4 protein-coding genes are annotated in these 13,665 nt (G+C 35.0%); all 4 read right to left on the bottom strand.

Translation table 11 applies throughout. The features are described 5' to 3' along the window. Positions 1 to 13: 13 nt before the first annotated feature. Entirely contained in the window at positions 14 to 7,333 is a 7,320-nt protein-coding gene (locus C8N41_RS09150; protein ID WP_115839051.1) for a choice-of-anchor J domain-containing protein, read from the bottom strand. A gap of 158 nt (positions 7,334 to 7,491) precedes the next feature. Then, a complete protein-coding gene (locus C8N41_RS09145) occupies positions 7,492 to 8,649 on the bottom strand; it encodes a tetratricopeptide repeat protein (protein ID WP_115839050.1) in 1,158 nt (385 codons plus the stop codon). Beyond that, a complete protein-coding gene (locus C8N41_RS09140) occupies positions 8,650 to 10,233 on the bottom strand; it encodes a helix-turn-helix domain-containing protein (RefSeq protein WP_115839049.1) in 1,584 nt (527 codons plus the stop codon). It lies immediately after the preceding gene. 331 nt (positions 10,234 to 10,564) lie between these two features. After that, positions 10,565 to 13,573 (bottom strand): T9SS type A sorting domain-containing protein, encoded by a 3,009-nt coding sequence (locus tag C8N41_RS09135; RefSeq protein WP_115839048.1) that lies wholly within the window; start codon positions 13,571 to 13,573, stop codon positions 10,565 to 10,567. Positions 13,574 to 13,665 lie beyond the last annotated feature (92 nt).

Raw genomic sequence — 13,665 nt, 5'->3', positions numbered from 1 at the left:
TTTTCATTTATGATTACTGTGCTCTGTTTATAAATACCCATCCGGTTAAAGAACTGCCATCTTCTTTATGAATGGTATAGAAATACGTGCCATCTGGTAAGTCGTCTCCGTTGTTGGTTTGTCCGTACCATTGGTTGGTATATGTACCATTAAAGTTATACACCTCTACTCCATGACGGTTAAAGATGTTGAGTTCTTTAACTCCATAGCCTAATAAATCGAAGGCATCATTTTTACCATTGCCATCTGGTGAGATCCCTCTTGGAATATCACGACAAGATAATCGCTCGGTGGTGTAGCTCGTAGTTACAGAACAACCTCCGAAGTCTACAGTGACTGAAAATTGTAGAGGCACTGTTACATCAGTGTTTTGACTTGCATAATCCGAAACATTAAATGTTTCTGAATTCTCACCAACAATAGTACCGTTGGCATCTTTCCAAATATAGTCTGCTTCATTACTTTCGAATGAACCATTTAATGGTGAAGCGGTAAGGATATAGTCTGAATCGTTACACTCACCTTCTACTCCGACTTCAATCGCATCTAAAATGGTGATGTTAAATGTGCTTGTGTTATTTTCTATACAGTTTGAAATATCTTCTGAAATTTCATAGGTCACATTATAATTCCCTAAAGTACTAGATGCGACATTTATTTCTCCTGTTGTTGGGTTGATAGCTAACCCACTTTCTGCACTAAACGTGCCGCCTATGGTAAAGCCAGCAGATAGTTCTGGAAAAATAGAACTGGTATCAGCACAGTAAACATCTTCTACATAACTAAAGTCCGTTATTGGTGTAGTGCTTGCTGTAATTTCTATTGTCGTGGTTGTAAACCCTGTATCTGAACAGTTCATCTCATCGGCTTCAACTGTGTAAGTCACCTCATGACTTCCGGCTGTGGCTGTAGCTAAATCAATAGCTCCGGTAGTGGCATCAACCGTTAAACTTGTGGCACTAAACATACCGCCTGTTGTAAAGCTTGGATCTAGTGTTGGTGTAATTATACTAGTTGATAAAACACAATAGGCAGTGGTGCCGTAATCAAATCCGGTTACTGGTACCGAGGCTGCTGTGAATTCTATTGTCGCTGTATAGGAACCTGATGATGTACAGGTATTTTCATCTCCATCGTAAGTGTAAATTACATCATGTTGTCCTACACTAGCTGAAGTCATATCTACAGCTCCCGTTGTGGCATCTACTGTTAATGTTGTGGATGTGAAAGTACCTCCCGTTGCAAATTCGGTGCTTAAACTTGGCACAGGATTTACCGTTGACACCACACATGTAGTATCGTAGGTGAACGTGAGTTCTGGTGTAAAGGACTCACTCACGACCACTTCTATTTCTGCACGTGGACCTTCACAACCTTCGGTATCTGTATATGCAACATAATAAATGGTTGTGTTTGCTATTGAGGCGTCCGGTGTTGGTGCTGTTGCACTACCTGTGCCTCCGGTGGCTTCCGTATACCAAACTAATGATAAGGCATCAGCTGGTGTAGCTACTAAAGGTACTGCTACATCATTTAGACAGTATTCTACCGGAGACTCTACCAATGGTGTTTCAGAAACACCATTATAAATAATTTCGATATCATAGAAACAGTAACCAGACTGCCAAGTGAATATATAAGTTCCATTTTGCACAAAATTAATAACATCAGTTGTACTATTATTAGGGTCAACAATAGTTACTGGACCTGGATTGTTTTCGTCAGCGATCCATGTTCCTGTTCCATTTGCCATAATTGTAGCAGAGGCATCTGTACAATCAACAGTGAAAGATGTTGTTACAATTTCATTATTTGCAACGATATGAACGGCATCTAAGACGTTACCTATGGCGTTATCTTTTGATCTAAATATAAATCGTGTTATTTCTTGTCCGGTTGGTACACTATATTGACCTGTAACTACAGTCCATGCTTGGGTGACGCCTAAATGTTCATTGATTAATGTATAAGGACCACCAATTGGACCAGCAAATAATTCAATTGAATTATCATCAAATCTTGCCAAATGCGCGTAACTGAAATCCATTAAGCTAATTTCAGATGTATCAAAATCTCTATAATAGCCTTTTACATTAATATTATCATTGGGATCGATTGATACACCTTGATCTGATAAAATTTGTACACACTGTCCGCCTTCATATGGCTGAAAACCTGGTGCGTTTAAAGATTCCCAATAAAAAATATCATTTGAAGAATCTAAATTAGAACGCCATCCTGGAACCGTATTCATAGAAATAATGGTATTCACTCCACTTAAACCAGCCAAATTAGGCTCTTCAAAACCACCGTTTATCGTACTAACATTACATAAATCATCTGGTGTTTTAAGGCATATGCCAAATCTATATGCTGTAGAATTATTACTATTTAAGGTTAACCTTAATTTATAATTTTCACCAACAATCAACTCTGAAGCATACATTGCTACTAAGGCATTGTCATAGGTACAAATTATTTCTTCAAGATTACCTCCACCATTGTCTTTATACAAGGTCATAGTAAGTTCTGGATATAAAGGATCTCCGTTGCTATCTCTAAAGCTTCCACTATAACTATTAACTTCTATGGTATGGATTAAGGATTCCGCTGTAAACTCGAACCAAACATCACCTCCATTTGTACCATCGCAACTCATAGTTTCCGCTGACACCGTAGCTCCGATGAAGGAAGCTTCAACAATTGCTTCGTCACAAATTTCATTAGTATTAATTGGAATTGCTATAGCATTAGAAATATCATCATTTCTAACAAACTCGAAAGGACCAGACCAAAAACTTTCATCATCTGTTCCACAAATAGCTCTCACAAAGTATTCATACGAGGCTGCATTAGGATCATTGAAATCTGAAAGTACTGGTGTGTAAGAATTTGTAGAAACAACAGTTCCTGATTGTGGAATTGTTCCATTTTCAATAGATTGAATCGCTACTTCCCATTGTGTTTCACTACCACCTGCAGTCCATGAAAAAACCGATTGGTCATCAATTGATAAATCCGTTGGTTGTGGACAAGTAATAGTTCCACATATTGATGTACCTGTATATACCGTAGTTCTTAAAGCTATCCCTGAAGGACTAGAATATACCAGTACTCCTTCGCTATCTAATACATCGAACTGATAACTAGAATATTGTGCTTGGTTACTTCCTATAGTATCAAAATATGCTGAAAACTCCGCACCAGAACATAAAAACACTGTAAATGATTCTGCATCATTTCCTTCGAATGGCAATGATTGTACGACTTGATTATTTTGAGTAATATCTAAGGTTGCAGAGACATCTGTTTCGCTAGTCAGTAAAAAGGTATATTGACATAGGTTTTCGAAACTACATTTCGTAGTGACGACTACTGGACCTGTCCAATGATCATTGTCACCATCACAAACGGCTCTTACATAAACATCATACATCGTAGAAGCTTCTAAGCCTGTTACGGTAAAAGGATTTGTACTTGCGTTATTTAAATATGCAGGATCTGTATCGCCTATTGGTGTAGGAGTTCCTGTAGGTTGCACTGATATTTCCCATGCGGATTCAGAACCATTTGCTTCCCAGTTAACCTGCACTTGAGTATCTGTAATATTATCTATAAATATATTAGTTGGTTCAGCACATTCTGGTACGTCTTCAATATTTACATTATCTATTGCTAATGTTTGCCCTCTGTAAGGCATTGTACTTTGAAAGAAAGGCACATGAAAAGCAATATTGATATCACCAGAAATACCTGCTGGAAAATTAACAACCTTTACCTTATACTCAACATTGTTTATAATAACAGGATCTGCATCAGAATCGTACAGTAACGTTGTAAATTGATCTAAAGCCGTGCCATTAGTTGAAAGAAGCACATCTAAATCTTCTGTAAAGAAACTATCATTTACTCTATAATAATATCGTAATCGTTGGTTTTCTGTAATAGTGATGGTTGGCGAAATTAGATAATCGTCATTTTGACCATTAGAACCAGTAAACATTACAGCAGCTTGGTCTCCTTCATAAGTAAAACCTGTAGTATTTAACTCCCAACTCTCGTCATCATTATTATTATTTATAATTGTCCAACAACTTTCAGACTCTGAATCAGAATTAAAGGTTTCAACAAACGGAGATGTAAATGCATTACAAAGCGTTCTGAATGACATTGGACCAACCCACTGACTAGTACCATCACCACAATCCGCCATCACATAAAACTCATAAGCTGTATCTGCAGATAAATCTTCTGCTGTATAACTCGGCGTGGTGACTGCGGTGCCTGAATTGGAGGGCACACCCGATTCTTGTGGCTGTACAACAATATTCCAATTGGTTTCTTGGAAACCAGGAGTCCATGATAGCTCTGCACTCGTTGTTAATAAACCATCAACCATTAACCTTGTAGGATTAGGACAATCTGGAGCATCTGTAATACTTACATCTTCTATACTTAATATAGACGCAGGGTTCGAAAATTCTGGAGGTACTCTAAAGGCGATATAAATAGTACCTGTGCCTTCTATGACAACCGAATTTTCAACATAATTAGAATTTGTGTAAACCTCTAAAGGAATAATTTCAGTAAAACTCGTTGGGTTAGTATTTGTCGTCGACATAAGCACTTGGAGTCCAAAACGAGGAAAACTAGAAAAGAAAGAAAATTCAGACCTGTACTTATATTTTAATAATTTAGGAGTGCCATCTAAATTAATAGCAGGTGAAATTAAATAATCATCATAATCGATTGCTGCATTGATATAGGCATCTGTGTCATCCATAATCCAAGTACTGCCGTCATTATTGTTATCAGTAATCTCCCAACAAAATTTTTGGGTTTCAGCGTCATCATCATTAAAACTTTCGAAGAATGGTGTATCGTAGGACTCACATAACGTTGTAAATGGTACTGGGCCAACCCATTGACTTTGATCATCTTCTGAACAATAGGCTCTCACATAAAATTCGTAACGTCTACCTGCATCTAATCCAGATGCTATATACGGTGCATTATTATCAACCAACACACCGTCTGTTGTCGGAACACCAGCACCTAAATCTTGTATTGCTACTTCCCACTGTGTTTCTTCATCACCAGCCGTCCATAGTAACCATGCTGAGTTGGTAGTGATTTGAGATTCAAGTACAAATGGGTTTAGTGGATCTGGACATGTAGGTTTATCTTCAATATAAACATCATCAATTGAAAGTCTTAAAGCCGTTTCTGTATCATAAGGTTCAATGACAAAAGCAATATTAACATTACCTGTAACTCCTTCTGGAATATCAACGATGTTTTCAATAAATCCTGTATTATTTATGGTTGTTTCTGGTAGAATAACTGTAGTAAAGTCTTCTACACCAACACCACTTGTAGATAGCTTTATGGTATAGGTTGAAACCCCTTGAGTAGCTCTATGCTTATAACGAATTCGTTTTTGAACACCATCGAAATTAATTTGAGGAGATACATAGTAATCGTTACTTAAACCATTAACATTGTTCACTCTTGTTTGCAAGGTGGCATAACCACCAATAAAAGCCCATTTTGTTCCATCTCCATTCGCATCAATGGTTGTCCAACACGGTTCAGGGTTCTCATTAGTAGCCGTAGCAAAATCTGTGAAATACGGAGTATCAAATACGGTACATTGGGTAGTAAAAGTTATTGGCGCACTCCACACCCCTGGCGAACCACTGCATATAGATCTTACATAAAAATCGTAAGTAGTTCCTGGTGCTAAACCTGAACTAATTTGGTTACTTGTGTTTGTTGAAGTAGCAGTACCTGACCCTGTTGGTTCGCCTGCTTCCGTTGGTACAATACTATATTCCCAAGAATCCGAAAAACCACCAATATTATCCCAAGAAAAATTAACACTATTTTCAGTTAGACTATTATAGGTAATATTTCCTGGAGGTGCACATGTAGGTGCCGTTATTTCAAGCTCAAAACAAATACCTGCAGAAGCAGTTAACTCGGAGGACACCACGATTATATACGTTTGTCCTGCTTGTACTAATAAATTAGAAATAGTTTTAGGATCGAATGCACTAGTCGTTATAACACCTGCAGTACAATTGACACCAACATCCGCACAACTATCGTAGACAAATAATGAACTTCTGCTATTATAACAATTGTTACCATTTGCTCCTCCGTCGGTTCCTGTTTCTTGTGTTAAACTTAACAAACCACTTTGAGTTGGTGTATATGATAAAAATATTTTATTTCCGTTTAGGTAATTGGAAGTTGAAGAACCTGGAACACAATTGGTACCTTGGGTTGAATACGTTACATCTGGATTACTCCAGTTATCTAAATTGTCTGTTAAAACATATGGTGTAGTAGAAATATCACCTATTTCTATAGGAGCTTCACAAGAAAGGCCATACTTTAAGGTTTTAAACGTATAAGGCCCTGTAAAAGCACTTTCTGTATCGTTATCACAAACTGCGGAAATATAAATATCAAATTCGGTATCATCATCTAAATTGGCTAGAGCATATGATGTTCCTGCTACTGGTATACCACTATCGGCAGGTACTCCACCTTCTGGTAAAATTTGAATTTCAAAGTTAGTTGCTGTAGGATGCGACCATGTTACTAATGCTCCATCAACGGTAATATCTTCAACATTTACATCGTCTTCTTCAATTTCAAAACATCCTTCTAAAATAGCTACATCATCAATAAACCATTCATCACCTGTAGGTGTGGCTCCATTCTGAGTATTAATGGCTACAAACGCAATGTATATATTTAATCCTGCCGGAATTGATGTTGGTATTTCAATGACCTTTTTTTCATAACTAGTCTGAGCACCCACATTTAAATTTGATTCTGTATATGATTGAATTACTATATTAAAACCATTAACATCTGGTTGTGCTGCGGTTGATAATCTCACTTCATATTGTGTACCATTATCGTCTTCACTACCTTGTTTGGTATAAAATTGAATTTCTCCATTTTCTGGAACAACAATTTGAGGTGTAACTAAAAAATACTCAGCCGTGTTTTGATCTCCAATATTTTCGGCAGCTGGATTGATAGCGGCTCCATTTGTTCCTAAATAGCCATCTGTAGTCGATGACCAATTTAAGGTTCCTACTCCATTATTTATAAGTGTCCATTCTGAAGGGTTCGTTGGAATTCCACTATCAAAGTTTTCTGATAATTGTGCAAAACTAATGCTTGAACAAAGCCATATAAAAATGAGCGTTAAGATCCACCCTGATTTCGTTTTCTTAAAACTTAGATTCTCATTCTTGCGATGATTAGAAAAAAAGTGATGATTCATTACTTCGGGCTGTAACTCAGTTTTCATGCTATAATATTTTCTGGTTGAATTTCTATAAATATACAACTAGAATTAGTGTATATAAAGACTATACATTTGATAATTACGGAAATTCGAAAGTTCAAAACTGACCCTAAAACATTTATTAACAATAAGTTAACAAAAAATTAACTTTGTTTTATTTTCTAGGCATCTGTTTTTTGATTTTGCAGTGTTTTTATTCTTTTTTGAAGTAAACCAATCGTTTTTCTGTTCTTTTTTTCAATAAAAAAGACACTAACTAAAATAAAAATCAATAGCAGAATGACTACTTTTAGTCGATTTGAAGTTTGATTTTGAAGCTCTGCTTGATACTGATTTTTACGAATTTCATTATCCTCTAAAGAATCACTTACGGAATTTCGCTCTGCGATTTTAATTTCTAATTGACTCTTGGAATAAAGCTCGTAATATTTTTGATATGCTTCCCATTGATTTAATGCGAGATGATTTTCTAATAAACCATTATAAATACTTGAATTAAGAACAATATCTCCAACATTTTTAGATTGCTCTAAAGCTTCGTTTAAATAATCAATGGCAGATTGATATTCACCTTGCTCTGTAAATACAGCAGCCAAACCTTTTTTAGCAAACGCAATAAGACTTTTTGCTTGTGATAATTCGGCTAAGGCAATAGCTCTATTAAAACTATTTTTAGCTTTACCATACTCAGATAGTAAAGTATAACAGTTGCCTTTATTATAATACACAATACTAAGATTTGTATTGATTTCACCATTGTTAACATTATGGTATTCGGCTATACTTCTATCAAAAAACTCTAAAGCAATATCACAATTAAGATTATCCTTATAGATAAATCCTTTAACCGCATAACTATTAGCAATATAACGACTTACCGCTTTTCGATCTGGATAAAGCAATGCCATTTGTTCCGTTTTCTCAAGGTATTCAATAGACTTATCAAAAATTTTGAGCTGTTGGTATAAAATTCCTATTTTAAAAAGAATTTCAATTTGTAGTTTTTTATCCTCTAATGGTTTAGAAAGTTCATCGGCTTTTTTTATATATTCTAATGCTTTTTGATAATTTCGTTTAGATGTATAAGCCAGTGATAAAAGCATTAAAGCTTTCACTTTTGTATTTGCAGTATATTCGGCACTTTCATATACAGAAAGTGCGAGATCTATAGATTCGTTTGGGTTATCGTACACCAACTGGCTACTTTGTTCTAGAATACTATCTATTTTCTGACTTTGCGGATATGATGGCGAAGCAAAAGAAAAAAGAGGTACTATGAGTACCAAAATGAGACTAATATATAATCTTCTTTCTTTCATTTAGTTACTAGATTTCTGTTTTGATTCTGCCCGTTCTTTTTGAATCAGTTTAATAAATGTTACAGGGGACATACCTACTATAGACTTAAAAACTGTGGCAAAACTACTATGCGAAGAATAACCACTTTCTTCAGCAAGGAAACTAATTTTATAATTTATATAATGCGGATCGGATTTTAATTTATCTATTACATAATTGATACGAAGCTTATTTATAAAGGTATTAAAATTATCGTCGTAGTGCTTATTAATCACTCCAGAAAGATATTTTGTGTTCGTATCAAATTGTCCGGCCAATACTGCAAGTGAAATATCTTTATTTAAAAATTTACTAGACGCTTCAAAACGTTTAAGCTTAGATAGTATTAACTGTTCCGTTTCTTCTGGTATTGAAATACGTTTAGGTTTTGTTTTTTTAACGGGTTTCGCTTTAACATCCTTGTGTCTTACTATTTCTAAGTAATTAATAATTTCTTTACGACGCTTTTTTCTAGTTTCTCCCTTTATAACGATATAACCTCCTACGAAGAGTGCTACCAATAAACCTGCTATTAAAAGATATAAGTAATTGTTATGTGTTTCTTTTTCAGTTTTAAAAAATTCTTCATCTTGATCTGCTAATATAGAGTATAAGGAGTTTACAGCCAGTTGCTCTGTTCTTTCTACCTCAGCATTTAAACTTATATATTTCTCATTAAAAATTTTATGTTTTGCATTTTGGTTAGACGCTAAATAATTAATGGATAAATCTTTATTTATCTCCATTAAAAGTATGGGATTATTAATTATTTCTGCAAACCGAGACGCGATTATAAGTGATTCTTCACTCTTATTAAACTCTTTTTTTTGAAGGTGTAAATATCCCAATTCCCTATAAATTAAAGCCTTTTGATAGAGGTCATTAAATTGAGATGTATTTAAAAGTTTTAACGTTTTTTCTATATAAACAACAGCAGAATCATATTGTGCTAAATTATTATACGCACGCTCTTTAGCGAGAAACAAAGCGCGTTTTTCAGTGATATTAGTTTTTAAAAATGAATTGAATTCCCGCTGAGTCTGTTCAATTAACGCTATAGCTTTGTCACTATTTCTACGTTCATTTAACGTGTAAATTTCTTCAAGCTTTATGAGACACTGCAGTGAATCTTTATAAGAATTCTGTGGTAAATTTTTGAGCAATTCTTTTCCTTTATCTAAAACGTCTTGAGCTTGTGTATCTAAATAAACCCGTCGCAAAAGTTGAGATTTAACGAGGTTTAGTTCTAACTGTGTGTTCTTAGTTATTGATTTGGTATGGTTAGTTTTATCAAAAGCAAAAATGACTGCTTTGTTATAATCCCCTTTAACAATTTGAGCTTTTGCTATTAATAGATTAGAAATAGCTATTTGCTCCGGATCCTCACTAGTGTTTAGTATATGTTCTGCTATCTTAATGGATTCATCGGGATCAGAGTACACTAATTCTTGAGCTTTAATGATGAGATTATGCTCTTGAGCATAAGAACAGAAGCTCAGCAATAGACCTATCCAAATCACTATGGAATGTACTATTTTATAACAATGATGGTCTTTTTGTTTCATTTTAGCTAGGCAAACGCTGTTTTCATAACTTAAAGCATAACAATAGTTAAACTTAAAATAATGCGTTTTCAACTCTTGTAAGATAGTAAATATACTAAACTTTCTATAAGAACAGCGGTATACAACATGAAAGAGAACATATAAAAGAGATGCTAACCTCTCTTAAATATTTGATACTATTAAATAAAGCATCCTAACTTTGCTTAATATCTTTTTAATACATTTAAAAAACTGAAATTTTTAAATATTTAATAATTTTTACTTTTTAGAAATAAAAAAAGAGCAACATTTTCATGTTGCTCTTTATAGCTATTAATCAATTCACATATAATTATTCCTTAATAACTCTAATTGTATTTTTAGAATTATTAATCATAACCGTTACAAAATAAACACCTGTATTTAATTCGTTCATGTTAATTGAAGTCATTACACTGTTTGGTGTGAATTCCTTTACTTTCTGACCAACGATATTATGAACACTAACATGAGAGATAGCACTTTTAGCTTCCACAGTTAACTCGTTCTTTACCGGATTAGGATAATATTTAAATGAATCCATTTCGTTAGATGCTAAACTTAAAGCTGGATCTGGATACGCAAAAAATTCAAATTCTGCAGCACTACTTGCTTGTATACTTACTAAGTAAGTTGTACCAGCTTCTACAGGACCAGAATCGGTACCAGATTCGAAACAACTATTAATATCACCACCTAAATAATCTAAATCCGTTGAACACACATTAGAATCATACACCGTGTAATATGCAGAACCAGAAGTTCTAATTAGTTCAAAGTTGTAAGTCCCAGTTAACGATGGTGTAAACTCATACCAAATAGTTGCATAAGTACTACTACATGCTCCTTCTGGTGAATAATAAGCATTATCTAAATTTCCAGAAATTCTATTAGCACCTGTGGCATCTGGGGATTCATTAAATGAAATAGCTGCAGAACAGTCACTGTTAACTTGTGCAGGTGGTAATTCTGTAACACATAAATCGAAAGTAATACCTTCTCCAACTTGACTCGATTGAACCATTACGTAATACGTTGAAGTACTATCTAACAATGCAACTTGTTCTGAATTTGAATTACAAGACGTTGTGATTTCGGTAAATGATCCACAAGTTCCTTCATAGATAGAATAATATGTTGATGGAGACGTCTCACCTCTCGTTAGCACAAATTCATAATACGCTGTTGCTGTTGGATTAAATACATACCAAACGTCACCATATCCTTCTGTATTACAAGAATTATTTGAAGATAACGTTGCACCAACTGTAGTACCAGTCACAGCATTGTTACATGTTTCATCTGTAGATGTTGTTAATACTGCTGCATTTGCACACTCATCATTAGCTGGTGGTGCAGGAGCATTTCTTAAGCAAATATCATAATTCTGAGCATATTCTCCAGATAATCTTGTATTGTTACGGATGTAATACGTATTTCCAATGGTTAAACCTGTAAACGTAACATAGTTTGTTGTGTAACAGCTAAGACTTGTGAGTTCTCCACATGTACCTTCTAATAATTCGGTAGCTTGGATAGTTCCGCCTGTATTAAAACCTGGCGCAGTTTCTATATTCAAATATTCTAAAATAGTTGTTTCACTTGCGGCCACAAAACTAAACCAAACATCGTTAGTATTATTAGTTGTTGAGGCACATACATCTGGATCTGCTGAAGATTGCGTTGCACCAGCATTGCTTGCACTTGTAAATATTGTGCACGTATCATCGGTATTAACCGTTAAGCTAATTGGCGCTCCACACTCATCATTAGTCGGAGGACAATAAAAATACGCAGAGTCCGCATAGAGACAAGCACTATCATCATCATTAGTTAAGGTAAAATTTACCAATGTACCAGAGGCATAAGGACCAGCAGTATAAACACCTGTGGCAGTAATGTTAGTAATATCTGCCGACGTTGTATCGTCATCAGATAAAGTTAGAGACGTTGCACTACCTAAGTAAGATACATCTACATCTACTGTAAACTGTCCGTTATCACAATCTGAAATTGCAGTTACTGAATTAATCGTCGGATTAATACAACTGTTTTGTGTAATACTTAGAATATACTCAAAAGTATTGCTTGCATTAGACGTACTTAATACTACAAAATAAGTATTACCTGCAAGTAGCACAACATCTAATAAACTTCTTGAGTCACCGGAAAAAGAAGTATCAGAAGCCAAACATTCTGTTGCTGAATCAGGACAATCTTTAAATACCATTAAACCAGCCCTATTACTTGTCGCCGGTGTTATTCCATTAACCTCAATGTTTACGGATACATCAGTTGTTGGTGTAATTTCATAAAATACATCGTTACCGTTCATGTAAGAAGAACTACACGGATTATCATCAATATTATTTTCAAAGTTTGCTGTGTTACCCGTAACGTCAATAAATGGGTATGAAGTAACTTCTATTGGACTACTACAAGTAGCTCCGGCTATTGGTTCTGCTCGTGTTGTAAAGCTTTCTTCTGTACAACCAGTTGCATCACCTTCGTCATTAAAAGGTACAATCGTTACAAAATATTCTGTTACATAATTTAAACCCGATAATGCATAGCTTGTTTCAGTAGTTATTGCCGCATCTACAATATCCGTACCTCCAGAAGTTGTACCAACAGAAACCTTATAACCAGTTGCTAAACCTGTAGCAGGCTGCCAAGTTAAAGACAAATCCGTATCTACATCAGTAACACCATTTAAAGGAGAAGTTAAAATTGCATCACAGTTTGGAACTGTATCAGCAACCTGCGTGATAGATACGTTATCAATAAGAACAACGGTTCTAAATCCTGTAACATTAACAATGTTAGTCGCAAATCTTACCTGAAAATCACTTCCGTCAGCAATAGAACCGACAGAAACGTTTACATTTTGGCATGTCGTTGCGTCCACAAATGTATAATTAGAGCTATCTATTGTAGAGATGGCTGTCCAGTTTGTTCCACCATCCGTAGAATATTCTAATACCAAACTTCCCCAATCTGCCGCAGGTGCGGTGCTCTGTGCTCCTGGAAACTGACTTGTTCTTTCAAAAATATTATATGAAAAACTTGCTGTAAGAGCCGTGCCATTTGATATGGCGGAGTAATTTTGGGATACTAAAGACGCTGATTGTCCTGCAGGTAAAAATGTCCAAGCTGTTAAGCCTGTACCATCACAAACGAAACTAATTCCAGCTTCCATATCACCTGTCCAGTTTGACGGTACAGAATTGTTAGATTCGTTGTCGAAATCGTCAACAATCTCAATTTGAGAAAATGCTGTAATACTAAAAAGCATCACAAAATAAAATGTAATTTTTTTCATTGGTTAAAAGGTTTAATTAAATTAGTTAGTACCTGTTATATTCTAGCGAACACAACCTTGTTTCTGACTCCTAATATAGAATAAGAAATATG

Source organism: Winogradskyella sediminis (assembly GCF_003387355.1).
Lineage (GTDB): Bacteria > Bacteroidota > Bacteroidia > Flavobacteriales > Flavobacteriaceae > Winogradskyella > Winogradskyella sediminis.
The sequence above is the reverse complement of the archived record's forward strand: the minus strand, read 5'-3'. Positions and strand labels throughout refer to the sequence as shown.

Coding starts and splice junctions, on each gene's coding strand:
- C8N41_RS09135 (WP_115839048.1), bottom strand. CDS start 13,573: ATGAAAAAAATTACATTTTATTTTGTGATGCTTTTTAGTATTACAGCA.
- C8N41_RS09145 (WP_115839050.1), bottom strand. CDS start 8,649: ATGAAAGAAAGAAGATTATATATTAGTCTCATTTTGGTACTCATAGTA.
- C8N41_RS09150 (WP_115839051.1), bottom strand. CDS start 7,333: ATGAAAACTGAGTTACAGCCCGAAGTAATGAATCATCACTTTTTTTCT.
- C8N41_RS09140 (WP_115839049.1), bottom strand. CDS start 10,233: ATGAAACAAAAAGACCATCATTGTTATAAAATAGTACATTCCATAGTG.